Raw genomic sequence first — 24694 nt, 5'->3', positions numbered from 1 at the left:
CCGCCCCCCGAACGCCGCTCAAGGGAATCCCGTTCAGCTCATCGCTTCGCTCATCGCCTGTCGGAGATGGGTGGTTCGGTGCCGCGTCGGGTCGGCGGCCACCGCCGAGGCGAGGGCCGGCCCCGCCGCGTGCACGATCGAGACGTGGCGTTCGCCTCGGGTGACGAGCGTGTACATGAGAGCTCGGGTGTAGGCGTCGGCACCTTCGGAGGGAAGTACCACCACCGCACCCGGACGGCGAACCCCCAGGGACTGACGAGCCGTCAAGGCCCAACCGTGGCGCAGCTCGGTCCGCTGGACCGGCTCGGGAGCGGCCGCGCCGAAGGCCACCACCACTCGGCCGTCCGGGAGAACGTCGCCCACGATTCCTCGAACCACCCCACCACCGGGGTCGCTCGCAGCCCGAACGACGCAGTCGCCGACGTCGATCGACACAGCGGAACTCCGGTCCTCGGGGCTCGGATTGAGCCTCGCCTTGAGCACCGCGTTCAGCGCGGTCGCCCCGGCGGGTCCGGTGGCGAGGGGCGCGACCACGAGCACATCCCGGGCCGCGATCCCGATCGCCCGCGGAATCGAGTCGGCGACCAGTTGGGCACATCGATGGGCGGCCTCCTCCCCGGTGCGGGCCGGAATCAGTACGGCGCGGCGGTCCGGGTCCTGGATCGGGGGCAGCCGACCGTCACGGATCCCGTCGGCAAGTGCCTCCAGCGGACCTTCGGGAACGGTCGGGGCGACCAGGGCACGGATCGTACCGGTGGCCGCGAGATCGGTGAACACCCTTCCCGGCCCGGTGGATTCGAGGCCGGCCGGGTCACCGGCGAGGAGGAGCCTGGCACCGTCCGGTACCGCCTCGAAGATCGCGGCGGCGGCGGTGACGTCGAGCAGAGTCGCGTCGGTGACCACGAGGAGGTCGAGTTCGAGCGTGCCGTCCGGGCCACGCTCCATCGCGGCAAGTTCCCGCAGCCCGACCGCACCCGCACCGAGCCGATCCCGGCCGTCGAGGGTCGGCGCGACCACGACCACGCGCAGGCCCGCCTCCCGGGCCTGCGCGGCGACGGTCAGAACCGCGGCCGGGGGTTCCTCGCCGGGACCTGCCGCATACAGCAGAACCCCGTTGTCGCTCAGCGCCCGACCGAGCTTGCCGTCGCCGATCTCCGGCCACGGCTCAACCGTCGACAACAGCCGGACAACGGCTTCGGCGATGGCCTCCTCGGCAAGGGCATAGTCGTCGAGCGCAAGCAAAACCCCGCCGACGACGCCCAATTCATCGGGTTCCTCGAAGTCCTCCTCGAAGTCGCCGTCGATCTCCCCACTCTCACCGACATCATCGACACTCGCACCGGATCCCCCGGATCCACCCGGCGCAGCGGCAAAGGCCATCACCCGGCCCTCGGCGAGTATGGCCCGCAGCGCCGTGTCCGGATCACCCACCTCGAAGTGCGCGAGCGCGGCCCGCGCCGCATCGGCCTCGATCGCGGTATCCCCCTGACGGGCGGCCCGTCGCAGCAACCACAAAACGATCGCGCGCACCCGTCGAGGATCATCGGCGACCCAGCCGGCGCCGAGTGCTCCACGCGCGAGCAGGTCGGCTTGCCCGGGCGCGATCGCGGGTACCGCGAGTACCGCCCAGGGGTCCGCCGCCAGCAACTCCGCGGCCTCGTCCCCCAACGCGGCGGCCACTTGCGGCGCCATCCGCTCCGGGGCCCCGGCAGCGGCCAACACCCGGGCAACATCCGCAGCCACGGCGGCAAACGGCCGCCGATCCCGGTCGACCGGCGCCGCCGCAGGCACAGCCGGCAAACCCCCCATACCGGGCCCGACCCAACCCCCACCACCCGCCCGACCACCGGGTCGCGGCGAACTCGGCCCGCCGACACCGCCGTCCCCACCCGGGCCGACCTCCGCCCGCACCTGACGCCGCTCCCCGTCGCGAGCATCACGCCCGACATCCCGCGTCGACAACACACCGGCACCGGACGGGTCGTCCGCAGCCCCGCTCTCGGCATCCGAGCCCCGCGGCAAGACCGACTCGCGGTCGGCGATCGGGACCGCAGCCACCGTCGGATCCGGAGAGTCCCGATCAGCAAGAGCAGCAACCCCACCTTCCGAAGTCGCCTGCGAACCAATCACCCCATCCGCACCGCCTACCGGCATCGGAGCCTCCGAAGCAACCGAAACAGTGCTCTCGGGGTCCGGCCTCGATGCCGCCTCCGAATCCGCCGCACCGGTTGCCGGCGATGCCGAGCTCGCGTCGACCGAAGTACCCGGAGCCGTGGTCTCGTTGTCCGGGCTCGGCGGCAGTTCGACATCGTGCACCGATCGCGGGGCGGAAGAGCCGCCCTCCTCTCGAAGGGCGGACGGATCGGTGAGCGAGGGCTCCTCGCCGGCCTCCACGCGGGCGGCTTCGGCCGCAAGCGCGGCAGCCTCGGCGGTTTCGGCAGCCACGGCGGTACGCCTGCGGGCACGCTCGGCGCCGTCGGAGTGAGGAGCGTCGATATGTGCGACACCGCCGACGACCGTCGGGGCCTCGCCGCGCGCCAACCTTGCGAGTTGGTCGCGCAAGAGCGCTACCGGATCAGGCTTGTCGGACGCCCGGGTCGAGCCGTCCTCCCCAACCGCGGGGGCGGACTCGTTCTCCGCAGCACCGTTCGATTCGTCACCGTTCACGCCCACACCGTCCGCTCCACCGGCACCGCCAGTGCAACCTGCACCATTCGCTTCACCCACACCACTTGCGCCACCCACACTGCCGGCACCACTCCTACCGCCGCGCCATCCACTCCACCGACAGCGCCCATTCTTCGCGCTCCCGTTCACCACACCCAATCCGAATGCGTTCGCGCACAAACACCCCGACCGATTCTGCCGACCACCGGCCCCGCCGGATCCGGACTCGCGCCGCACCCACCACGACCATGGCGACACTCTCGCAGCCATCGCCGACGCCACAGCAAACGCGGCACAGACGGGCCATCCGAGCCGCAGCCAAGGACGAATAACCACACGTCCCGGCAAGCAAGGTGGCGGCCGGCCCAAACGGGCAGGCGAACCCCGATCCGGCTGCGGTTCCCGTGCGGGTGGCTCGGGTTGCGCCCCCACCCGCTCCACCCGTTACCCCACGCTCGAACGCTGCGGTTCTACGGGCACCGGAGCGACCCGGTCAGGCCCCCAAACCACCATCGTGGCCCTGGTCCCCCACGATCAATCGGCTGCGGCAACGCATGGGGCCTTCCCCGGGCCCCCGAGTACGGCTGCGGCCCGGCGCGTCAGCGCCCACGACCTGGTCGAGACCTCGTGATCGACGCGCGCAGCGCGGAGAGCGGCGGAGCCGCAAAACAAAGACTTCGTGGCCCGGAGCGAAGCGCAGGGACACGAAGTCACGAGCGAGGGGCCACTTTTTTGTGGAGGAGCCTGCGACGGAGCAAAAAAGTGGCCCCTCGCGAGCCGGCGCCGAAGGCGCCCAATAGAAGCAGCGTTGCATCGCCGAAAGCCCCCCACCCGCCCGCTCCGCTCACGACCCGGGCCCGGTTGCGGCGCTCACCTCGCGACCGGGGCCTTCCGGCCCGCCCGCGACCCAGCCCCCAGCCCCCTAAGCCTGACTCCAAGTGTGATCCGGATACCCCGTCATAGGCTGCGAAACGTCCTCCAACGCCGACCGGATCTCCGCAGGAAGTACGACACTCTCCGCAGCCAACGACGCCCGAAGTTGCGCGGCGTTGCGCGCGCCGACGATGGGCGCGACCACCCCGGGCCGATCGCGTACCCAGGCCAGCGCCACCTCGATCGGTGCGGCGCCCAGCCCGTCCGCCGCGGTGGCGAGCGCGTCGACGATGCGGCGCGAGTGCTCGTCCAGGTACGGCGCCACGAAGGGCCCCATGTTGGCGGAGGCCCCGCGCGAGTCGGCCGGCATCGCGTGGCGGTACTTGCCGGTCAGGACGCCGCGGCCGAGTGGGGACCACGGGAGCAGGCCGACGCCCAGGTCCAGGGCGGCGGGCAGGACCTCGCGTTCGATGCCGCGTTGCAGCAGCGAGTACTCCATCTGGGTGCTGGCCACGACCACCCGGCCGGGAGCGGCGGATTGCCACGTGGCCGCCTTGGCGAGTTGCCAGCCGCAGAAGTTGGAGACGCCGACGTAGCGGGCCCGACCGCTGGTGACCGCGAGGTCGAGCGCGTGCAGGGTCTCTTCGAGCGGCGTCGACGGGTCGTAGGCGTGTAGTTGCCACAGGTCGACGTGGTCGGTGCCGAGGCGGGCCAGCGAGTGGTCGAGGGCCTGGAGCAGGTGACCGCGCGATCCGTCGAAGCGGCGTTCGCTGTAGGGCACGCTCGCCGCCTTGGTCGCGATGACCAATTCCGAACGCGGGATGTACCCGTCCAGGAGACGGCCGATCATGTACTCGGCCTCGCCGTCCGCGTACACGTCGGCGGTGTCCACGAGGTTGCCGCCGGCGTCCAGATATGCCTTCATCTGGTCGGCCGCGTCGTGCTCGTCCGTGTCTCGTCCCCACGTCATCGTGCCCAGGCCCATGCGGGAGACCCGCAGGCCGGTGCGGCCGAGATGTCGCTGCTCCATGGCACCGGAGACTAGCCGTTCCCTCCCCTGTGCCGCCGTTGGCGGGGCCGTTCGGCGGTATGCCGCCCAAGCAGGTTACCGGCGGGTAGGTATCGCGATATGGTCGGCCGAGCACCACGCCAACCGCACCGCAACCACCGCACCACGCCAACCGCACCGCACTCACCACACCACAACCACGCACCACGACGCTCACACCACAAACAACTCCGGTTCGAACCCACAAAGAGGAGGTCCGTATGCGACTCGGTATCAACCTCGGCTACTTCGGCGCCGGCAACGACGCCGACAACCTGGCGGTGGCCCAGGAGGCCGACCGTCTCGGCTACGCGGTCTGCTGGGCCGCGGAAGCCTACGGCTCGGACGCGGCGACGGTGCTGTCCTGGGTCGCCGCGCAGACCACGCGGATCGACGTCGGCTCGGCGATCTTCCAGATCCCGGCCCGGACGCCCACCATGACCGCGATGACCGCCGCGACGCTGGACGTGCTCTCCGGGGGCCGGTTCCGGCTCGGCCTGGGCGTGTCCGGGCCGCAGGTGTCCGAGGGCTGGTACGGGGTCAAGTTCGACAAGCCGCTCGCCCGCACCCGCGAGTACGTCGAGGTGATCCGCAAGGCGATGCGCCGCGAACGGGTCGACCACCAGGGCGCCAACTGGACCCTGCCGCTGCCCGGCGGCCCGGGCAAGCCGCTCAAGCTCACCGTGCACCCGGTGCGCGAGCACATCCCGCTGTACATCGCGGCGGTGGGCCCGAAGAACCTCGAACTGACCGGCGAGATCGCGGACGGCTGGCTCGGTGTCTTCTACGCGCCGGAGCACGCCGAGGAATCGCTCGTACACATCCGCGCGGGCCGGGAAAAGGCCGGTCTGGCGATGACCGACTTCGACGTCGTACCGACCGTCCCGCTCGTGGTCGGCGACGACCCGCTGCACGCGGCCGACCAGGTGCGCGGCTACGCGGCGTTGTACGTGGGCGGGATGGGCAGCCGGGAGCAGAACTTCTACAACCGGCTCGCGATCCGGATGGGCTACGAGGCCGAGGCCAAGGAGATCCAGGACAGGTTCCTGGCCAAGGACTACCTCGGTGCCGGCGCGGCCGTCCCGTACGACTTCATCGACAAGACCAGCCTGCTCGGCGGCAAGGAGCGGATCGCCGAGCGCATGCAGGCGTACGCCGCCACGGGTGTGACCACCCTGACCATCGCGCCGAACGGCACCACCCTGGACGAACGCGTCGCCGCGCTCCGGGTCGCCGCCGAGGCGCTGGAGTTGTCCGGGACGGCGTCCTAGCGGGACCGACGGGCCCGGACCGCCGTCCTCCAGGGACTTCTCGACCCGCCGACCCGACGACGACCCGTCAGCGCGGCCCCGGCACCCGGGCCGCGATCACCTCGGCGAATTCCAGGAGGCGGCGGATCTGGCCCGGACCGCCGTCCTCCAGGGACTTGCTGAACCGGTACGCCTCCTGCCGGAAGCGGCCGGTGGACGTACCGTCCTCGCCCCGCACGGTGGCCACCTCCTGCAGGGTCGGCGTGGCCAGGAACACGAACGCGCCGCGCAGTTGCCGGCGTCCGTCGTGGTCGGTACCGACGAGCGTGCGTATGCCGACGTGCGACACCGAGCCCAGCGGGATCACCTGCACGGAGGAGTCCAGCACGGTGCCGCCGGGCGCGGAGGGGTCGGTCATGTCCTCGCTGTGCCACAACACGAGCCGCCGGTCGTCGCAGACCGCGGCCTCCTGCCACACCGAGGTGCCGTTCGCGTTGATGTCCACGACCCGTTCGAGGGTGAAGCCGCGGACCGGGCGCCGGCCGAGGACCGAGCCCAACGCCTCCAGCGCGACGTCCGGATGCAGCAGGTAGGAGCGGACCGCGTCCTCCAACTGGCTGTGCGAGGACCAGTCGGCCCCGGCGGCTCCGGCCCCCGGAACCTGGGCCGGGCGCGTCCCCGATGTGCGCTGCCTGCCCGACTTGCCGAACATCCCCACCTGCTTCCGCCGCGTCTGTACAAGCAGAAGCCTACGAGAGTCCGGCGTGGGCGGTGCCGGCGTCCACCGCTTGATCGATCACAGAACGAAATCAGGCCGCGGCGGGGGAGTCCAGTGCATCCCCGCCACGGCCGGTATGTGGTTCAACGACCAAAAGAAGCAAAGGACACGACGCAACCCGGCGCAACCCGGCGCAACTCGGTGCGCCCCGACGCGACCCGCGCCCTCGGCGAAGCGCCCGCTACAGCCAGCCGCTCTTGCGGAACATGCGATGCAGCACGATGCACGAGCACACCATCAGGGCGACCGCTCCCGGATAGCCCCAGGCCGACCCGAGTTCGGGCATGTGCTCGAAGTTCATGCCGTACACGCCCGCGATCATCGTCGGCACCGCGAAGATCGCCGCCCACGCGGAGATCTTGCGCATGTCCTCGTTCTGCCGCACGCCCACCTGGGCCAGGTGCGCGCCGAGTACGTCGGTCAGCAGGCGATCGAAGGACTCGATCTGTTCGGTGACCCTGGTCACATGGTCGGCCACGTCGCGGAAGAACGGCCGGGTCTCCGCGGGTACGAAGGGGACGTCCGCCGTGGCCAGTTTGCGTATCGGCTCGATCAGCGGCAGCGCGGCGCGGCGGCACTCCAGGACCTCGCGCTTGAGCAGGTAGATGCGCTCGGCGTCGTTTTCCCGGCTGGGCGAGAAGACCCGGGCCTCCAGCTCCTCCAGGTCGGTCTCCAGCTCGCCCGCGATCGCGAGATAGGCGTCCACGACGGCGTCGGCGACCGCGTACAGCACCGCGCCCGGGCCGTGCTTGAGCAGTTCGGGCTGCTTCTCGACCCGACGCCGGACCGATTTCAGCTCGGCGCCCGGCCCATGACGGACCGTCACCACGAACGAGTCGCCGACGAACATCATCAGCTCGCCGGTCTCCACGGAGGAGGTCTCGTCGTAGTAGTGCAGGGTCTTGAGGACGAGAAAGATCGAGTCGTCGTACGTCTCCAGCTTGGGTCGCTGATGCGCGTGCAGCGCGTCCTCGACGGCGAGCGGGTGCAGCCCGAACTCGCTGGTGACCAGATCGAACTCGCTCGGCGTCGGTTCGTGCAGCCCGATCCAGAGGAACGAGTCGCCGACCCGCCGGGCCTGGTCCAGCGCATCCGAGAAGTCGGCGGGGCCTTGGGTCCGGCGGCCGTTGGTGTAGATGGCGCAGTCGACGATCACCGGTCCATTTTGCCGGCCGGCCGCGAGGCCGGTGGCGAGCGGGGCGAGCGCGTCGCCGGCCCCGTCGGTGGCCGGGAGCCGGAGCAGGCCGCCCCGGTGCCCGAAGAACCGCAGCCGGCACGCCGCAGGCAACGGGTGGAGCCGGTGGGTGAACCGCCCGAGCCGCCCGCAGGCCCCACATGCCCGAGGCCGGCCGCGATGGGGGGAGACATAGGGTTGGGTGTATGACGACGGTGCTCTTTGTTCGGCACGGGCGGACCACGGCCAACTCCACGGGGGTGCTCGCCGGTTGGACGCCGGGGGTGTTTTTGGACGAGCGGGGCGAGGAACAGGCCGCGGCGCTCGGCCGGCGGATCGCCGAGGTGCCGCTCGCGGCCGTGGTGACCAGTCCGCTGGAGCGGTGTCGGCAGACGTCGGAGGCGGTATTGGCGGCCCGGCGCGGAACCGAGTCGGCGCTGAATGCCGGCGCGCAGGTGGACGAGCGGGTCGGCGAGTGTCGGTACGGCGACTGGACCGGGCAGGAGCTGAAGAAGCTCGCCGAGGATCCGTTGTGGAAGACCGTGCAGATGCATCCGAGCGCGGTCACCTTCCCCGGCCCGGGCGGCGAGGCACTGCGTACCACCCAGGCGCGGGCCGTGGACGCGGTCCGGGAATGGAACGAGCGGATCGCCGCGGAGCACGGGCCGGACGCGATGTATCTGGTCTGCTCGCACGGCGACGTGATCAAGGCCCTGGTCGCGGACGCGCTCGGGATGCATCTGGACCTGTTCCAGCGCATCCAGGTCGACCCGTGTTCGCTCACGGTGATCTCGTACGGCACGCAGCGACCGAGTGTCGGCCGACTCAACGACACCGGTGGTTCGGTGGCCGGCCTGTTGCCGGCGCCCGACGGGCGGCACGCGTCCGGGTCCGGTGACGCGGTGGTGGGCGGCGGAGCCGGCGCGCCGTAGGGTGCCGGGGAGGGCGCACTCCCCCGCGCGCCCTCGCCGACTTTGGCCGGACGGGAACACCCGGGCAAGATCGAACCCGGTGGGAACGGGCAGGATCGTCCGGGAGAACCGGAGTACCGGGCATCCGGGAACTCGGGAAACCGGGAGTCCGGGAATAGCCCCCCGGGTGTGGCGGATATAACCGTGCGGAACCCCCAGTCGGGTTCCGGTGCGGTCCAGGTTCGCCATACCGCCCGTCCGACCGCCCGTCCGACCGCCCGCCCGCCCGACCACCGACAGACCGCGACCACCCCCGTCCCGCTCTCGACAGAAACACGGAGCAGCTCGTGCCCCGCCAGGTCTTCCTGTACGACCCCCCGGAGCGGTTCGTCGCCGGCACCGTAGGTGAGCCCGGCCAGCGAACCTTCTTCCTCCAGGCTTCCGCCGCCGGCCGCGTGACCAGCGTCGCCCTGGAGAAGACGCAGGTGTCCGTCCTGGCCGAACGCGTCGACGAACTGCTCGACGAGTTGGTTCGTCGCACCGGCGGCGAGACCGCCGTGCCGGCCGTGACGCCGACCGAACTCGAGGACTCCGGGCCGCTGTTGCCGCCGATCCTGGAGGAATTCCGGGTCGGCACGATGGCCCTCGCGTGGGATGCCGACGACGAGCGGCTCGTGGTCGAGGCGCAGGCCCAGGTGCCCGACGACGACTCTCCCGAGGACACCCTGCTCGGCGATGACGACGACGAGGACGGCCCGCCGCTGCTCCGGGTCCGGCTCACCGGCGGTCAGGCCCGGGCGTTCGCCAAGCGCGCGCTGCTCGTGGTCGCGGCCGGCCGGCCCGCCTGCCCGTTCTGTGGGCTGCCGATGGACCCCGAGGGCCACATCTGCCCGCGCGCCAACGGATACCGGCGTTGACCGACACGGTTCTCGACGCCGCCGCCGTCCCGGAGCTGTTGCGCCGGGGCGAGTTGACGGTGCAGGCGCGGCTGGAGGACGCCTCCAACGCGACGTTGTACTGCACCGCGACGCTGGAGGGCATATCGCTGCCGTGCGTGTGGAAGCCGGTCGCGGGCGAGCGACCGCTGTGGGACTTCCCGGACGGCACGCTGGCGGGCCGCGAGGTGGCCGCGTACGAGGTGTCCGAGGCGCTCGGCTGGAACATCGTGCCGACGACCGTGTTCCGCGAGGGGCCGTACGGCGCGGGCATGTGCCAGTTGTGGATCGACCACAAGCCGGCCGAGGACGAGCCGGAACCGGTGACGATCCTGCCCGCGGTGGACCCGGGCCCGGCCTGGAAGCCGATCGCGCACGTGGTCGTCCCGGACGAGCACGGCAAGGAGCAGCCCGCCCTGCTCGTGCACGCCGCCGCCGACGCGCTGCACCGGATCGCGGTGTTCGACGCGGTGATCAACAACGCCGACCGCAAGGGCGGCCACCTGCTGCCCGGTCCCGACGGCCACGTGTACGGGATCGACCACGGCGTCTGCTTCCACGTCGAGGACAAGCTGCGCACGCTGTTGTGGGGCTGGGCCGGCGAGCCGCTGCCGGGCCCCGCGCGGGCGGCGCTGAGCACGCTGGCGAGCGATCTGGCCGGGCCGCTGGGCGCGCGGCTGGGCGAGCTGATTACGCCGGACGAGGTGGCCGCGACCCGCGAACGGGTGAGAGTTCTGCTCGCCGAGGACCGGCTCCCGAAGCCGGACGGCCGCCGGCACGTGATCCCCTGGCCGCCGATCTGAGCACGGCGCTCGACGTCGACGCGGAGACCCGGCACGCGGTGCGGGTCGGCCCCGGGCCGAGTCCGCGGGTGTGGCGGAACCGCGAGGTCGGGCGCGCCGTTCGGCAAAGACGCGGAAATTAGTCCGCCAACCCTGGAAGATCTTCCACCCCTGCGGACGTTAGTCTCATACGTATGTATGCCTGGCCTGCACCCGAGCTCCCCGTTCTCCCTGGTCAGGGTGCGTCCCTGCGTGTGCACGACAGTTCCGTGCACGAGCTTGTGACGATCACCCCGGGACCGGTCGCGCGGCTGTATGTGTGCGGCATCACCCCGTACGACGCGACCCACATGGGGCATGCCGCCACCTATGTCGCGTTCGACCTGCTTCAGCGGGTCTGGCGGGATGCCGGCCACACCGTGGACTACGTACAAAACGTCACCGACGTCGACGACCCGCTCCTGGAGCGGGCCGAGCGGGACGGCGTGGACTGGGTCGAGCTGGCACAGCGCGAGACGGCGCTGTTCCGCGAGGACATGGCCTCGCTGCGGGTGCTGCCACCGGCCAACTACATCGGCGTGGTCGAGGCGATCCCGCTGATCGTGCCGCTGGTCGAGGACCTGCTCGCGAAGGACGCCGCCTACTCGGTGGACGGCGACATCTACTTCTCCATCGCATCGGACGAGAGCTTCGGCGGCGTGTCCGGCTACACCGCCGTTGAGATGCTGGAGATCTTCGGCGAGCGCGGCGGCGACCCGGAGCGGGCCGGCAAGAAGGACCCGCTCGACCCCCTGCTGTGGCGCGCGGCGCGGCCCGGCGAGCCGTCCTGGGACGCGTCCTTCGGCGCGGGGCGGCCCGGCTGGCACATCGAGTGTGTGGCGATCGCGCTCAAGTACCTGGGCATGGGCTTCGACGTCCAGGGCGGCGGCAGCGACCTGGTCTTCCCGCACCACGAGATGGGTGCCTCGCACGCGCACGTGGTCACCGGCGAGGTGCCGTATGCCAGGGCCTACGTGCACGCCGGCATGGTCGCGCTGGACGGCGAGAAGATGTCCAAGTCGCGGGGCAACCTGGTGTTCGTCTCCAAGCTGCGCCGCGAAGGCGTGGACCCGATGGCGATTCGCCTGGTGCTGCTGGCCCACCACTACCGCAGCGACTGGGAGTGGACCGACCGGGTATTGACCGACGCCCAGGCCCGGCTGGCGACTTGGCGCGCGGCGGTCGGTCGACCCGACGGGCCGGACACCACCGAACTGCTCGCCACGATCCGCGAACGCATGTCCGACGACCTGGACGCGCCCGGCGCGCTGGCCGCGATGGACGCCTGGGCGGCCCGGCAACTCGCCGACGGGGGCGACGACTTGTCCGCCCCGGGCGTGGCCTCACGCGCCCTGGACGCGATCCTCGGCGTGGCCCTCTGAGCCCAGCGGCCCAGCCGCCCGCACCCGATGCGAAGGCCCCGACCGGGAGATCCCGGTCGGGGCCTTTCTCGCGGCGGACATCGAGGTACCGCTCCGTCCGGCCACACCCCCGCGACGGCCGACCGGAGCGACCCCTCGTCCACGACCCCAGCAGATCACGTGCGCCACTCCCGGCACTTCAGGGGAAGCCCTCATCTTCCGAGGGGAGTGCGAGGGAGTCCGGTGTCAACGTTTCTCGCGCACCTCGGTCGGGCGCGCCCCCGCCGGCGCTCACGCCTCCATCAGCAGGTATTGCCGCACGTCCAGATAGCCGGACCGGAAGCCCGCCTCGGACCAGGACAGGTACAGGTTCCACATCCGCCGGAACACGTGGTCGAAGCCCAACACCTCGACCTCGTCCGCGCGTCGGTTGAACCGCTCGCGCCACAACCGCAGCGTCTCGGCGTAGTGCAGGCCGTACGACCTGCTGTCCGCGACCCGCAGCCGGGTGGCCGCGGTCGCCTGGCGCACCGCGTCGTCGGAGGGGATCAGGCCGCCGGGGAAGATGTACTTGTGGATCCACGTGTACGTGGCTCGGCTGGCCACCATGCGGTCGTGCGGCATGGTGATCGACTGGAGCGCGACCCGTCCGCCCGGCGCGAGTCGCCGATCCAGCACTGCGAAGTAGATCGGCCAGTACTCCTCCCCCACCGCCTCGATCATCTCCACGCTGACGATCGCGTCGTAACTGCCTTGCACCTGGCGGTAGTCGCACAGTTCGACCTCGACCCGGTCGGCGAGACCGGCCGCGGTGATCCGCTCGATCGCCAGGTCGCGCTGCTCGGCCGAGAGGGTGATGGTGTGCACGTGCGCTCCGCGTTCGGCCGCACGCAGGGCCAACTCGCCCCATCCGGTGCCGATTTCCAGCACGCGTTTGCCCGGACCGACATCGGCGAGATCGAGCAGGCGGTCGATCTTGCGGTGCTGGGCCTCGGTCAGCGCGTCCTCCCCGGCTCGGGGACCGCCGTCCGCGCCCTGCTCGAAGACCGCCGACGAATAGGCCATCGACTCGTCCAGGAAGGTCGCGAACAGTTCGTTCGACAGGTCGTAGTGCCGATGGATGTTGCGCTTGGCACCGGCCACGGTGTTGCGCTGCGAGCGCGGCATGCGGGGCACCACGACGGGGCGAAGTCGCTGTAGCGCGGGCGGGATCAGCGTGCTCACCCGGGACGCGAACACGGTCAACACCGCGGTCAGGTCGTCCGCTTCCCAGTCGCCCGCCTGATACGCCTCGCCGAAGCCGATCAGCCCGCCCGCGCCGACCCGGTTGAAGAACGCGTCAGGCCGGACGATCCGCATCCGGGGCGCCGCCGCGTCGCCGCTTCCGAACACCGCGCCGTCGATCCACACGCGCAACGGCAGTCGTGCCACCGCCCGCTCGAACAGGAACCGAGCGGCCGCCGCACGCACCGGCCGCCTGGGCACCTCGGCCACGTCGGGCCAGCGCACCGGGTCGATCCGAGTCGGGGCAACCTCGATCACACTCAACGCAGACTCCCTCCAGTCCTGTACCGCTCCCCGGGTGCCGCGCAGCCACGACCCGATGCCACGCCGGCAACTCGCTCCGCGCCTGGGAGCGGCGCCACCGGAAGGCGCGGGGTCGGGCAAGGCGGGGATCGCACCGTGTATGGGCGCGGCTCCCCTCGCACCCGAGCCACAAACGGCCGCGCACCCGGATGGTGCAGCGTGACCGCCGGTGCCGCGTCCCCGTCCGACTCGGGCGGACTCGGTCGACGACCGCCCGATACAGGGAGGAACGGCGACAGGTAGAACTCTTTTTCGGTCGCGGCTCTTCCCCGATCACCGGTGCGTGGCACGGCGGTTGCCTGCCGGGACGGGAACGAATCGGGCGGAAGGGGCGGTCGGGGCGCGGGAGGGAACGGAAGCGGAAACGACTCGGCCCGGTGGTCGGGGCGGCTGTTCGCCGTTCCCGATCCAGCCGGGCCGATCGTGTGTTTCGAGGCCGCGCGCCGCGCGGAGGGGTGTGGTTCGTGTGGTTCGGACGGGTCGTGTGGTTCAGCCGCCGCAGCCGCCGCCCCCGCAGCCGCCTCCGCCACCACAGCCGCTGCTCCCGCCGCAGCCGCTTCCGCCGTCCCCGCCGCCACCGCCGCCGCTGCCACCACTTCCGCCGTACGCCACCAAGGCGACCCTGGCCTCCGGGTCCGGGTGCGCGGCCATGCCCAGGCAGGCCACCGTAAACAGGCCGGCCAGTGCGCCGGCGCCGACCAGCGCGCCCGAGCGGCGGTCCGCCCTTACCTGTACGAGCAGTTCACGCAGAGCCCGGCGGCCCGCCCCGGTGGCCCGGAACGACACGGCGAACAGGGCCGCGAGGACGAAGGTGACGATCAGGAACGGGACCAGGAAGACGACCGGCCTGCCGTGCGCCAGGCCGTTGACGAAACGGGCGATGCCGACCAGGGCGAGCACGAGCATCAGCCGCGACGGCACCTTGACGATCCGCCGGGCCAACGGGGAGTGCACCAGGCCACGATCGACCAGGCTGCCCTCTATCTCGGCGAGCATGGTGCTGCGACTCCAGGCCCGCAGCAGCGCGAGCCGGGTGCCTCGGGTGGTGCGCACGCAGTCCATCACGGCCGCCGCGACCGGCTCGGTCGGCCGGGCGCCGGTGGCGGCGGTGACCTTGCCGGCACGTTGTACGTGCACGTATCCCTCGGTGATCAGCGACGCCATCGCGGTCTCGGCGACCCGGATGGGTCCGCCCGCGAGGTAGGCGGCGTCGTACGCGCCGAGCGGTGCCCGGTTCACCTGGCCTCGGACCGCCCAGGCCATCACGATCCGGAGCACGATCGCGAGGACGACCAGGCCGGCGAGGACGCCGCCGTAGAGCTTGAGGAATTCGGGACCGGTCAGGCCCCACGCGGTGCCGTTCATGTGACGTCCCTCCCGATGGTCCGACTCGCGGATTTCTGCGTCTTGTTCGACTTGTTCGGCTTGTTCGCTGTTCGGCTGTTCCGCCTGATCCGGAAGGTAGCAGCGGCCCGTTGCACCCGGTCAGAGGCATCTCCCTACGTTCGTGCCGGGGCCGTCGCCGGCCGCCCTCGTCCGGGTCCGCCGCCGCGCCGCTCAACCGACCGGTCGGCAAAAGGGCGCCCGGCCCATGCCGACCGCGCACGCGGGTGCAGGATGGTGGTACACCCGTACACACGTGCCGTCCCGCCTTTCCCGAGGAGCCCGTCATGACGGAGGCTGTCCGTCCCCAGCCCACCACCACCGCGGAGGACGAGGTCGTCGACCTGTGCCGCGACCTGATTCGGATCGACACGAGCAACTACGGTGACGGCTCGGGTCCGGGCGAACGCGCCGCCGCGGAGTACGTCGCCGAGAAGCTCGCGGAGGTCGGCCTCGAACCGAAGATCTACGAATCCGAACGCGGCCGGGCCAGCACCGTGGTCCGGATCGAGGGCACCGACCGGTCCCGGCCGGGGCTGTTGATCCACGGCCACCTGGACGTGGTGCCCGCCAACGCCGCGGACTGGACCTACGACCCGTTCGCGGGCGAGGTCGCGGACGACTGCGTGTGGGGTCGCGGCGCGGTCGACATGAAGGACATGGACGCGATGGTGCTCGCGGTGCTGCGCGACCGGGTGCGGACCGGCCGGCGGCCCTCGCGCGACATCGTGCTCGCGTTCGTGGCGGACGAGGAGGCCGGCGGCCTCTTCGGCGCGCGGCATCTGGTGAACAACCACGCCGACCTGTTCGAGGGGGTCACCGAGGGCATCGGCGAGGTCGGCGGGTTCTCCTTCACGGTCAACGACGACCTGCGGCTGTACCTGGTCGAGACCGCCCAGAAGGGCATGGACTGGATGCGGCTGATCGTGGACGGCACGGCCGGCCACGGGTCGATGATCGCCAAGGACAACGCGATCACCGAACTGGCCGAGGCGGTCGCCCGGGTGGGTCGGCACAAGTTCCCGATCCGGGTCACCAAGACCGTGCGGGCGTTCCTGGACGAGATCTCGGACGCGCTGGGCATCGAACTCGACCCGGACGACATCGAGTCCACGATCGAGCGGCTCGGCCCGATCGCGAGCATCATCGGCGCGACCATCCGCAACACCGCGCAGCCGACCATGCTCAACGCCGGGTACAAGGTCAACGTGATCCCCGGGCAGGCCACCGCGCACCTGGACGGCCGGTTCCTGCCGGGCTTCGAGGAGGAGTTCCACGCCGAGTTGGACGCGGTGCTGGGCCCGCGGGTGCGGCGCGAGACGGTGCACACCGACCAGGCGTTGGAGACCGGCTTCGACGGTGCGCTGGTCGAGGCCATGTCGGCCGCGCTGCGTGCGCACGACCCGGCCGCGCGGGCGGTGCCGTACTGCCTGTCGGGGGGCACGGACGCGAAGTCCTTCGCCGATCTGGGCATTCGCTGCTTCGGCTTCGCGCCGCTGAAGCTGCCGGCCGACCTCGACTTCGCGGGCATGTTCCACGGCGTCGACGAGCGGGTCCCGGTGGACGGGCTCAAGTTCGGTGTGCGGGTGCTGGATCACTTTCTCGACAACGCGTGAGCGCGGTGCGCGGTCGGGGTCCGGGAAGCACTCCGGCGTCCCGACCGCGCGCCGACTCGGCCCCAACGTGTGCTCCCGGCCGGGGATTTCCCGGGGGCGGGCCCGATCGAGTGAATACCTCGACCGACACGTAGCCTCCGTGCGATCCCGTCGTTTCCCCTTGTGCGGCGCGCAAGCGCGTCGTGGTGTCGACAAGGAGGACGAAAGAATCATGAAGAAGACGGGCAAGGTCGCGTTCATCGTCGCGGCCGGCAGTGGTGTTGTGCTCGCGGGTGCCGGCGGCGCCATGGCGAACTCCGATGCGCAGGGTGCGGCGGTCAACTCCCCCGGCGTGATCTCGGGCAACAACATCCAGGTTCCGATCCACATTCCGATCAACCTGTGCGGCAACAGCATCGACATCATCGGCGTGCTGAACCCCACGTTCGGCAACACCTGCATCAACGCCTGATCCAGGCCCACGCGTTCGTCGGCGTGAGGACGGCCCCGAGACCCGCACGGTCTCGGGGCCGTCCCGCTGTGCGTCGGCCCGGGCTCGGAGCACGGCCGCAGCCGACTCGTCGGTACCCCGCCGGCACACCCGGGGGCGACGATCGCCATCGGTCAGCCAAGCGCTCGACTGGGATGAAAAGTGCTCGAAAACCGTCAAGACCCGGTTGCGAAGAATCCTGAAACTCAGCCGTACGAGCGAATCGTCCCCACGTCGGTGACCTCGGGTGTCGGCTCTCGTTGACGTCCGTGCGGGGTCATCGTCCCCCGCCCCTCGCGAGAGAGACACAGGGGTATCTACATGCACCAGTTCGCAAAGAAGGGGCTGTTGGTCGTCATCACCACCACGGGCGCACTCGCGTCCGCGGCGGTAGGCGTGGCCAACGCCGGCAGTGCGGCCGATGGCGCGGCCGTCGGGTCTCCCGGCGTGGCCTCGGGCAACAACATCCAGATCCCGATCCACGTTCCGGTGAACGTGTGCGGGAACACGGTGAACGTGATCGGCGCCCTGAACCCGGCGTTCGGCAACCACTGCGTGAACGCGTCGAACCCCACGCGCCCTCCGCACACCGAGCCGCCGCACACCAAGCCGCCGACCACCAAGCCCCCCACCACGAAGCCGCCGACGACGAAGCCGCCGACCACCAAGCCCCCGACCACCAAGCCGCCGACCACCAAGCCGCCGACCACGGGTGGCACCACCAGCGGCACGACGGGCGGCACCACCGGTGGGACCACCGGCGGTAGCACCGGTGGGACGACCGGCGGCAGCACCGGTGGGTCCACGAGCCACGGCACGCTCGCCGAGACCGGTTCGAACGCACTCACCGTGGCCCCGATCGGCGCCGCGCTGCTGCTCGGCGGTTTCGTGTTGTACCGCCGTTCACGCCCCGCGCAGGACTGAGCACGGCCTGCACGGCGGATGAATCCGATGACTGCTCGCCCCTGGGAGGACAGGGGCGGGCAGTCCTCGTGTGTGACGACCCATCGGTGACGACCCATCGGTGACGACTCATCGGTGACGATCCGTTCGGTGACGATTCGTCACATGGTGCGCACCTGACGGATGATCCGCCGCCGCAGGACCACTCGTCGGCTGCCGTCGCCGCGCAGCAACAGCCGATCCAGCTCCCAGTAGCCGTACTCCGCTTGCTCGGTCAGGATGCGACACGCGTCGGTCCGGGAGGTCCCGCGCGGGATGTCCAGTTGCCGAAACTCGTATTCCGCCATGTTTCCGTTCCCCGGCGGCCGCGCGAAGGCGCGGTGACCGGCCTTTTGGTAAGTCTCCGACTCCGCCATCAGTGAACCATTGTGCGCGCGCGGGGGTCTTGCGGATAACGTCACCCCATGACCGGTGTTGCGCAGCCCACGCCAGAGCAGGTCCGTGTCGCCGCGGACGTTCTCAAATCGGCGATCGACGACCATTTGGCCGCCGTCGAAGCCCGCCAAGGCGAGAGCGACCCGGCCGTGTTCGCCGCGTACGACGCGCTCGCGGCCGCCGCCGAGGCGTACGACGAGTTGTTGTACGACGCCTACGACGAGGTCACCCCGTTCGAGGTGCCCGGCAACAGCGAGGAAGCCGAGTACGAGGGTCCCACCAACCCGGAGGCGGTCACCGTGCTGATCCGCCGGGACTACGTGATCAAGGACCTGATCACCCTCGTCGACCACGCCCGCCGCGCCGACGCGGAGACCGGCGACGCGGAACCGCCGGCGTCCCCGCGCGACACCGGCACCGACAGCGCGTCGAGCGCGGTCGCGGTGCTCTTCGACGTCTACGAACCGGACGAAATCGCCCAGCGCGCCGAGGAACTCGGCCTGGAACCGGGCGATTCCACCCTGTGGGTGTCGGCGATCGAGCCGACCGAGCCGGGCGAGTGGCTGGACGCCCCGTTCGACGACGCGGATCCGCGCAGCATCATCTACCGGTTCGAGACCAGTACCGCGTACGAGGACGACCTGGAGGCGTTGGAGCGCGACCTGCTCTGACCGGCCGGGCCATCCGTCGAGCCGAGCACCGCTCGACCCGCTACGACCGAGTGCGGCGGCGCCCCCGAGGGGTCGCCGCCGCACTCGTCGCGGTTCGGGCCTAGTAGCGCAGTGCCAGCGCGATGCCGCCGGCCTCCTTGAGCGTGTCGTCGGGTACGAAGACCACCTTGCCGTCGGCCTCCAGGGTCGCCTCGACCACGGTGTCCACGATGTCGTCCTCGGCTCGGCCGGCCAGTACCGCGTCCTCGGCGTGCGGCCCGGTGAGCACCTGGAGCGCGACCTCCCCGGTGCGGTCGACCGTCACCAGGCGACCGGTCACCCGCAGCCCCTCCTCGACCACCAGCAGCGCACCGCGCCCGGCCCGGGACGGCGCCCACACTTCCTGGATGCCGCCCGCGTACCGCTTGCCGCTGCGCGCGTCGTCCAGCGCCCGCAACGCCGCGGCGGTCGCCTCCGCGGCCAGCGCGGTCCGCGCCGGCGCGAGGATCTCGGCGAACTGGCCGGGGGTCGCCTCGCTCACGCCGCCGACCTCCAACTCGGTCTCGGCCAGGTGCGCGCCGTTGCGACTGCTCTCCCGAAACGCCTTGACCTGCGGTCGCAGACCGACCAGGACGACCTTGTCCTCGCGTCCGAGCAGCGCCCGCGCCAGTTGTTCGTCGGCCTCGTTCAGCAACCGACGCAGGTCCTCGCTCACGCCCAGCCCGCCGCCCTCGCGGGTGGGCGGTCCGTCCCGTTCCGGACCGGCCGAGGTGATCGGGAAGCCGCCGTCGCGGACCTCGTGCACGCCGTCGCCGCGACCGTGCCACAGGTGCACCTCGTGCTCGCTGAGCACCAGTGCCCAATAGGGGGTGAGCCGTTCGGCCGCGGCCACCAGGTTGCGGGTGAGGTAGGTGGTCGCCAGCACCACGCGCTCACCGACCGGTGCCTGCACGGTGAACGCGTAGTGCTCGTCGGCCGACGCGTAGAGCACCAGGCCGTCCATGAAGTGTTCGGGATCCAGTTCGGCCGCCGCCGCCTTGAGCCGGTCGACGGTCTTGATCCGGGCCTCCCGACCCACCTCCGGATCGGCCGCGAGCCGCTTCTCCGCCTCGGCCAGCACGTTTCGCAGTCGGATCGGATCCTGCTGGTTCTCCGGGCGGTGCCGGTGCGTGGGCAGCGTCAGGGACACCGCGGGATACGCGCGCGGGCGGCGCAGCTCGGCGAGCAGTTCCGGCGACAGTGCGGCGGTCGTCATGCGGTCTCCTGGCGTGCGGTCCGGCCTCATGGGATCGACAAACACAGCGTCCTATGCCCGATTCGGCGCGAAAATCGCATGCGTCACCCGACCGGCTCGCAGTCGGCGGCGCGTCCCCGGGCACCCGCCCGCCCATCACTCTGCACGGAACGGTTGTTGACGGTGAGTCAGGAGGGACTTAGGTTGATCCCCGTTGATGCCCCGGACGCAACATCCATGGAGACCCAGGGTCTGCCCGACCCAGGTGGGCCCGTGCGAGGAGCGACCACCGTGCGATCCGTGCCCATCCGGCAGGCGGCCCTGTCCGCCGCGTTGACCGGACTGATCCTGACCACTGCCGCGTGCGGCTCCGACGACGGTGCCGGCGACTCGGCGCGCGGCTCGATGACCGTCCTGGTCACCCAGGAGGCGCGCAGCCTGGACCCGATCGTGGCGAGCCTGTCCCAGATCACCGGCGGCACCCAGGCCGCGGCCGTGTTCGACGTGTTGTTGTGGATCGACCCCAAGACCGGTCGGGCCCAACCCCAGCTCGCCGAGAGCGCGACCGCGGCGGAGGGCGGCCGGGTCTGGACGCTGCGGCTGCGGCCGGACCTGAAGTTCTCCGACGGCACCGCGCTGGACGCCGAGGCGGTCAAGTTCAACTGGGAGCGGCACGCGGATCCGGCGAACAAGTCGCTGCAGGCGCGCGTGGTCGCCGGGATCGGCATAGCCGCCACCGACAGCCGGACCGTCAAGGTCACGCTGCCGGCGCCGAACGCCCACTTCGACAAGGTGATCGCGCACAACCTCGCGTTCGTCGGCTCGCCCACAGCGATCAAGGCCGACCCGAAGGGCTTCGGCGCCAAGCCGGTGGGCGCCGGGCCGTATCGGCTCAAGAGCTGGGTGCGCGACCAGCAGATGGTGCTGGAGCGCAATCCCCGGTACTGGCAGGTGGGCGGTCGGCCGCCGCTGAAGCAGTTGACCCTCAAGCCGGTGGTCGACCAGTCACAGCGGCTGGCCATGCTGGGCGCCAACCAGGCCCAGGTGTTGACCACGGCGCAGGCCAAGCTGCTCGGCGACGCGCAGAAGGCCGGTCTGCCGGTGCTCACCGAGGGCAAGAGCGGCGGATTCATGACGCTGTTCAACACCAGCCGGCCGCCGTTCGACGATCCGCGCGCGCGGCGCGCGTTCGCGTTGATCATGGACCCGGCGGCCCGTGCGAAGGTGGTCACCGACAACACCGGCAAGCCGCTGAGCACGTTCCTGCGCCCGGGTTCGGACTTCGCCTCGGCCGAGGCGCCGCTGCCGTCGAACAACCGGGTCGAGGCCCAGCAACTGCTGGACGCGCTCGCCGCCGAGGGCAAGCCGCTGTCCTTCACGTACAGCACCTACAACAGCCCGGGCTCGCATCTGACCGCCGAGTACTGGCTCGCGCAGGTGGCCACGATGAAGAACATCACCATGCGGACCGAGTTCCTGGAGGGCACCCAATACCTCCAGAAGGTGCAGATCCAGCGGCAGTTCGACGCGGGCGAGTTCGTGTTGTCCTTCGACGACCCGGAGCCGGTGTTGTACAACTTCCTGCACTCCAAGGGCCAGGACAACCACATGCAGTGGAAGAACCCGGCGGTGGACCAGGCGCTGGACGCGGCCCGGGCCACCACCGACGCCTCGGCCCGGCGCGCGGCCTACGCCGTGGTGCAGCGCGAACTGGCCAAGGACGTCCCGATGTTCGCCTACGAGCAGGCGTTCACCGCGGCGATCCGGGCGAAGGACGCGAAGGTGGGCGAGCTGACCGTGTTCGAGGACGGGCTGATCATGTTCGACCGGTTGGGTCCGGCGTAGCCGCGATGGACCGGGGCTCGACGGCCCGGGCGGGGCTCGCCGATTCGAGCGGGATCGCCGCGGCCGTCGGGCCCGCGGGCTCGGGGATGCACAGGCAGGCCACGAGCGCGCAGCCGGCCACGATGCCGGCGATCACGAAGACGACCATGTAGGCGTGCAGGGTGGGCAGCACGTGGCCGCCGACGGACATCGTGTAGGACGTGAGCACCGCCGCCACCACCGCGCTGCACACGGCCTGGCCGATCGTGCGCATCAGCGCGTTGATGCCGTTGGCGGCGGCGGTCTGTGCGGCGGGGATGGCCCGGATGACCAGCATCGGCAGCGCCGAGTAGCACATCGCCGTGCCGGAGGCGACCACGGTGGCGCCCAGGACGATGGTCCACAACTCGTGGCTGGTGAAGATCCGCACCACGTAGCCCAGGCCGAGCAGGATCGCGCCGACGCCGAGGCAGAACCTGGGTCCTCGGGTGGCGGTCAGCCCGGTGGAGATCGGTGAGAGCACGACCATCATCACCCCGCCGGGCAGCAGGCACAGGCCGCCGATCGCGACCGAGACGCCCAGTCCGTAGCCGCTCTCCTTCGGCGTCTGCACCAGTTGGGCGGTGGAGAGGCTGTTCGCGTAGAACGAGAAGCCGATGAACAACGCGGCGATGTTGGGGAGCAGCACCGCCGGCCGCGCGGTCACCCGCAGGTCCACCAGCGGGGTGCTCACCCGCCACTGGTGCACCCCCCAGGCGAGCACGATCAGCACGGCGGCGGCCAGCAGGCCCAGCGTGCGGGTGCTCGTCCAGCCCCACGCGGTGCCCTTGGACACCGCGAGCAACAGGCAGACCAGGAACGCGGTCAGGCCGAGCGAGCCGACCACGTCGAACCGGCCGGGGCTGCGCACCGGCGATTCGCGCACGACCAGCACGACCAGGCCCAGCACCACCAGGGCGAGCACGGTGGCGCCCCAGAACATCGCGTGCCAGTCGGCGTGGTCCACGACCAGACCGGCCAGCGGCAGGCCGACGGCGGCGCCGATGCCCAGCGTCGAACTCATCATCGCGACGCCGCCGCCGACCTTGGCCGGCGGCAATTCGTCGCGCAGGATGCTGATCCCCAGCGGGACCACGGCGGTGGCCATGCCCTGGAGGGTGCGGCCGACGATCAGTACGCCGATGTCCGAGGTCAGCGCGCACATCACCGAGCCGACCGAGAGCACGCTCATCGCCACGACCAGCATGCGTTTCTTGCCGAACATGTCGCCCGCGCGGCCGAGCAGCGGCGTGCACACCGAGCCGCTGAGCAGCGTCGCGGTGACCGTCCAACTGACCGTCGAGGCCGAACTGCCGGTCAGCGCGGGCAGGTCCGGGAGCAGCGGTACCACCACGGTCTGCATGAGCGCGGCGACGATGCCGCACGAGCCGAGCACCGGCACCAGGAAACGTTGTCGCGGGTCCTGCGGGGTTGGGGCGGGGCCGGCCACGGAACGCGCTCCTGGGTGGGGAGGGGGATGGACGGCCCCACCCTAGAGATAGATGTAAAACACATCAATCGTTTGTGCGCACCTTTGTCCGCCACTTTGCCGACCGTACCGTGCCCGCCGCTTTGCCGACCGTCCCGCCCGCCGGCGACGCGGTGGCTAGGCCGCGCGCCCGGTCCGCTCGGCGCGCAGCGAGGCGCCCACGTCGTGCATGTGGCCCAGCGCCTGCCGGTAGGACCGCACCAGGCTCGTCTCCAGATAGGGCACGCCGAGCCGGTCGCAGTGCGCGCGCACGATCGGCTGGGCCCGGCGCAGGTTCACCCGCGGCATGTTCGGCACCAGGTGGTGTTCGATCTGGTAATTCAGGCCACCGAGCATCCAGTCGGTGACCGGGCCGCCCCGGACGTTGCGCGAGGTCAGCACCTGACGCCGCAGGTGGTCCCACTTGACGCCCGGCTCGGGCATCGGCATGCCCTTGTGGTTGGGCGCGAACGCCATGCCCAGATGCAGGCCGAGCAGCGCGTGCGTGACCAGCACGAACACCAGCGCCTTGACCGGGGACATCGCGATCAGCAACACCGAGAGGTACACGGCGTAGTGCACGACCAGCACCGAGCCCTCCACCAGGCGCTCGCGCGGGGTCCGCTCCTTGAGCGCCATCAGGCCGTTGACCTTGAGGTTGAGCCCTTCGAGCAGCAGCAGCGGGAAGAACAGCCGGGCCTGGTGCCGGGTCAGCCAACCCAACACGCCGGTCCGCCCGCCGGTCTGGTCGGCGTCCCAGACCAGCACGCCGACCGCGACGTCCGGGTCCTTCTCCAGGTGGTTCGGGTTGGCGTGGTGCTTGTTGTGCTTCGCGTTCCACCACCCACAGCTCATCCCCATCAGCAGGTTGCCGTGCAGCAGCGCGAGTACCCGGTGGGTGCGGGCCGTGCGGGCGATCTGCTGATGGCCGGCGTCGTGGCCGACGAAGGAGGCGCGGGTGGTGAACAACGCGACCGGAACGGCCAGGGCGAGTTGCCACCACGAGTCGCCCACCCACACCACCGCGGCCCAGGAGCCGAGCAGGAGGAGCAGGTTCAGGCCGATCATCCGGGCGTACCAGGCGGTGCGCCGCTCCAGCAGTCCGGCCGCCTTGAGATCGGCGAGCAGCGGCGCGAAGTCGCTGCCCCGACGCGTGGGCGGGGATATCTCCGGATGGTCCAGGGTGGGTGCGGTCGAGGTCATGGGGCGTCCCGGTATCTGGGGGGAGGATGGTCGGCTGAGCGCGGTGGCTTGGCGCCGTCTCGACG

General features: G+C 71.0%; 20 protein-coding genes. 10 read left to right on the top strand and 10 right to left on the bottom strand.

Translation table 11 applies throughout. The features are described from left to right. Nucleotides 1–33: 33 nt before the first annotated feature. Entirely contained in the window at nt 34–1743 is a 1710-nt protein-coding gene (locus ACH4U8_RS24650) for an AAA family ATPase (RefSeq protein WP_395780206.1), read from the bottom strand. A 1846-nt stretch (nt 1744–3589) separates the two neighbouring features. Beyond that, complete coding sequence (locus ACH4U8_RS24645) at nt 3590–4570, bottom strand: aldo/keto reductase (protein ID WP_360314898.1); 981 nt, start codon at nt 4568–4570, stop codon at nt 3590–3592. A 239-nt stretch (nt 4571–4809) separates the two neighbouring features. Here ACH4U8_RS24645 and ACH4U8_RS24640 point away from each other — a divergent pair, with 239 nt between their 5' ends. Continuing rightward, nucleotides 4810–5859, top strand: coding sequence for an LLM class F420-dependent oxidoreductase (locus ACH4U8_RS24640; RefSeq protein ID WP_395780204.1), 1050 nt, complete (start codon nt 4810–4812; stop codon nt 5857–5859). A 67-nt stretch (nt 5860–5926) separates the two neighbouring features. On the opposite strand, the gene ACH4U8_RS24635 is transcribed toward ACH4U8_RS24640, so the two are convergent. Both ACH4U8_RS24635 and corA read right to left on the bottom strand, forming a co-directional pair. Beyond that, complete coding sequence (locus tag ACH4U8_RS24635; protein WP_360314894.1) at nt 5927–6550, bottom strand: hypothetical protein; 624 nt, start codon at nt 6548–6550, stop codon at nt 5927–5929. 247 nt (nt 6551–6797) lie between these two features. Next, the gene (gene corA / locus ACH4U8_RS24630) at nt 6798–7772 is read right to left on the bottom strand and encodes a magnesium/cobalt transporter CorA (RefSeq protein ID WP_360314892.1); all 975 of its coding nucleotides are present in this window, start codon (nt 7770–7772) and stop codon (nt 6798–6800) included. Between the two features lie 224 nt (nt 7773–7996). Here corA and ACH4U8_RS24625 point away from each other — a divergent pair, with 224 nt between their 5' ends. The 4 genes from ACH4U8_RS24625 (at nt 7997) to mshC (ending at nt 11839) form a co-directional block, all read left to right on the top strand. Continuing rightward, on the top strand, nt 7997–8722 hold the full coding sequence (locus tag ACH4U8_RS24625) for a histidine phosphatase family protein (protein ID WP_360314890.1): 726 nt from the start codon (nt 7997–7999) through the stop codon (nt 8720–8722). 326 nt (nt 8723–9048) lie between these two features. After that, complete coding sequence (locus tag ACH4U8_RS24620; protein ID WP_360314888.1) at nt 9049–9618, top strand: DUF3090 domain-containing protein; 570 nt, start codon at nt 9049–9051, stop codon at nt 9616–9618. Continuing rightward, complete coding sequence (locus ACH4U8_RS24615) at nt 9588–10439, top strand: SCO1664 family protein (RefSeq protein WP_360314910.1); 852 nt, start codon at nt 9588–9590, stop codon at nt 10437–10439. The genes ACH4U8_RS24620 and ACH4U8_RS24615 overlap by 31 nt, the downstream gene beginning before the upstream one ends. A 173-nt stretch (nt 10440–10612) precedes the next feature. Further along, nucleotides 10613–11839 (top strand): cysteine--1-D-myo-inosityl 2-amino-2-deoxy-alpha-D-glucopyranoside ligase, encoded by a 1227-nt coding sequence (gene mshC / locus ACH4U8_RS24610; protein ID WP_395780202.1) that lies wholly within the window; start codon nt 10613–10615, stop codon nt 11837–11839. 270 nt (nt 11840–12109) lie between these two features. Here mshC and ACH4U8_RS24605 read toward each other — a convergent pair whose 3' ends face one another. Continuing rightward, on the bottom strand, nt 12110–13366 hold the full coding sequence (locus ACH4U8_RS24605) for a class I SAM-dependent methyltransferase (protein WP_395780200.1): 1257 nt from the start codon (nt 13364–13366) through the stop codon (nt 12110–12112). A gap of 528 nt (nt 13367–13894) precedes the next feature. After that, nucleotides 13895–14770, bottom strand: coding sequence for a TIGR04222 domain-containing membrane protein (locus ACH4U8_RS24600; protein ID WP_395780198.1), 876 nt, complete (start codon nt 14768–14770; stop codon nt 13895–13897). Between the two features lie 305 nt (nt 14771–15075). Between ACH4U8_RS24600 and ACH4U8_RS24595 the strand changes: the two genes are divergently transcribed. The 3 genes from ACH4U8_RS24595 to ACH4U8_RS24585 all read left to right on the top strand — a co-directional run bounded on the left by ACH4U8_RS24595 (nt 15076) and on the right by ACH4U8_RS24585 (nt 17797). Beyond that, nucleotides 15076–16404, top strand: a complete 1329-nt coding sequence (locus ACH4U8_RS24595; protein WP_360314880.1) for a M20/M25/M40 family metallo-hydrolase — start codon at nt 15076–15078, stop codon at nt 16402–16404. A gap of 211 nt (nt 16405–16615) precedes the next feature. Next, nucleotides 16616–16855: a chaplin gene (locus ACH4U8_RS24590; protein WP_395780196.1), complete on the top strand. Its 240-nt coding sequence runs from the start codon at nt 16616–16618 to the stop codon at nt 16853–16855. Nucleotides 16856–17194: 339 nt separating this feature from the next. After that, complete coding sequence (locus ACH4U8_RS24585; RefSeq protein ID WP_395780194.1) at nt 17195–17797, top strand: chaplin; 603 nt, start codon at nt 17195–17197, stop codon at nt 17795–17797. A 140-nt stretch (nt 17798–17937) separates the two neighbouring features. On the opposite strand, the gene ACH4U8_RS24580 is transcribed toward ACH4U8_RS24585, so the two are convergent. Then, complete coding sequence (locus ACH4U8_RS24580; RefSeq protein WP_020551221.1) at nt 17938–18123, bottom strand: DUF5703 family protein; 186 nt, start codon at nt 18121–18123, stop codon at nt 17938–17940. 117 nt (nt 18124–18240) lie between these two features. Here ACH4U8_RS24580 and ACH4U8_RS24575 point away from each other — a divergent pair, with 117 nt between their 5' ends. After that, nucleotides 18241–18882 carry a hypothetical protein gene (locus ACH4U8_RS24575; RefSeq protein WP_360314874.1) on the top strand — a complete coding sequence of 214 codons (642 nt, stop codon included), beginning with the start codon at nt 18241–18243 and terminating at the stop codon, nt 18880–18882. A 100-nt stretch (nt 18883–18982) separates the two neighbouring features. On the opposite strand, the gene ACH4U8_RS24570 is transcribed toward ACH4U8_RS24575, so the two are convergent. Then, nucleotides 18983–20116: a chemotaxis protein gene (locus ACH4U8_RS24570; protein ID WP_360314872.1), complete on the bottom strand. Its 1134-nt coding sequence runs from the start codon at nt 20114–20116 to the stop codon at nt 18983–18985. A 270-nt stretch (nt 20117–20386) separates the two neighbouring features. Between ACH4U8_RS24570 and ACH4U8_RS24565 the strand changes: the two genes are divergently transcribed. After that, on the top strand, nt 20387–21940 hold the full coding sequence (locus ACH4U8_RS24565; protein WP_395780192.1) for an ABC transporter substrate-binding protein: 1554 nt from the start codon (nt 20387–20389) through the stop codon (nt 21938–21940). On the opposite strand, the gene ACH4U8_RS24560 is transcribed toward ACH4U8_RS24565, so the two are convergent. Beyond that, the gene (locus tag ACH4U8_RS24560) at nt 21912–23321 is read right to left on the bottom strand and encodes an MFS transporter (protein WP_395780549.1); all 1410 of its coding nucleotides are present in this window, start codon (nt 23319–23321) and stop codon (nt 21912–21914) included. The two genes, ACH4U8_RS24565 and ACH4U8_RS24560, sit on opposite strands and share 29 nt — an antisense overlap. A gap of 243 nt (nt 23322–23564) precedes the next feature. Continuing rightward, on the bottom strand, nt 23565–24629 hold the full coding sequence (locus ACH4U8_RS24555; protein WP_360314866.1) for an acyl-CoA desaturase: 1065 nt from the start codon (nt 24627–24629) through the stop codon (nt 23565–23567). Nucleotides 24630–24694: the final 65 nt, after the last annotated feature.

The sequence above is a fragment of the Embleya sp. NPDC020886 genome, assembly GCF_044333915.1.
Taxonomy (GTDB): domain Bacteria; phylum Actinomycetota; class Actinomycetes; order Streptomycetales; family Streptomycetaceae; genus Embleya.
This window is presented reverse-complemented; position numbering and strand designations above follow the sequence as displayed.

Bases quoted from the DNA above. Each gene is read 5' to 3' on its own strand.
- ACH4U8_RS24595 (WP_360314880.1), top strand. From the start codon at position 15,076: ATGACGGAGGCTGTCCGTCCCCAGCCCACCACCACCGCGGAGGACGAG.
- ACH4U8_RS24600 (WP_395780198.1), bottom strand. From the start codon at position 14,770: ATGAACGGCACCGCGTGGGGCCTGACCGGTCCCGAATTCCTCAAGCTC.
- ACH4U8_RS24590 (WP_395780196.1), top strand. From the start codon at position 16,616: ATGAAGAAGACGGGCAAGGTCGCGTTCATCGTCGCGGCCGGCAGTGGT.
- ACH4U8_RS24570 (WP_360314872.1), bottom strand. From the start codon at position 20,116: ATGACGACCGCCGCACTGTCGCCGGAACTGCTCGCCGAGCTGCGCCGC.
- ACH4U8_RS24625 (WP_360314890.1), top strand. From the start codon at position 7,997: ATGACGACGGTGCTCTTTGTTCGGCACGGGCGGACCACGGCCAACTCC.
- ACH4U8_RS24585 (WP_395780194.1), top strand. From the start codon at position 17,195: ATGCACCAGTTCGCAAAGAAGGGGCTGTTGGTCGTCATCACCACCACG.
- ACH4U8_RS24580 (WP_020551221.1), bottom strand. From the start codon at position 18,123: ATGGCGGAATACGAGTTTCGGCAACTGGACATCCCGCGCGGGACCTCC.
- ACH4U8_RS24555 (WP_360314866.1), bottom strand. From the start codon at position 24,629: ATGACCTCGACCGCACCCACCCTGGACCATCCGGAGATATCCCCGCCC.
- ACH4U8_RS24645 (WP_360314898.1), bottom strand. From the start codon at position 4,570: ATGGAGCAGCGACATCTCGGCCGCACCGGCCTGCGGGTCTCCCGCATG.
- ACH4U8_RS24635 (WP_360314894.1), bottom strand. From the start codon at position 6,550: ATGTTCGGCAAGTCGGGCAGGCAGCGCACATCGGGGACGCGCCCGGCC.
- ACH4U8_RS24560 (WP_395780549.1), bottom strand. From the start codon at position 23,321: ATGCAGACCGTGGTGGTACCGCTGCTCCCGGACCTGCCCGCGCTGACC.
- ACH4U8_RS24640 (WP_395780204.1), top strand. From the start codon at position 4,810: ATGCGACTCGGTATCAACCTCGGCTACTTCGGCGCCGGCAACGACGCC.
- mshC (WP_395780202.1), top strand. From the start codon at position 10,613: ATGTATGCCTGGCCTGCACCCGAGCTCCCCGTTCTCCCTGGTCAGGGT.
- ACH4U8_RS24575 (WP_360314874.1), top strand. From the start codon at position 18,241: ATGACCGGTGTTGCGCAGCCCACGCCAGAGCAGGTCCGTGTCGCCGCG.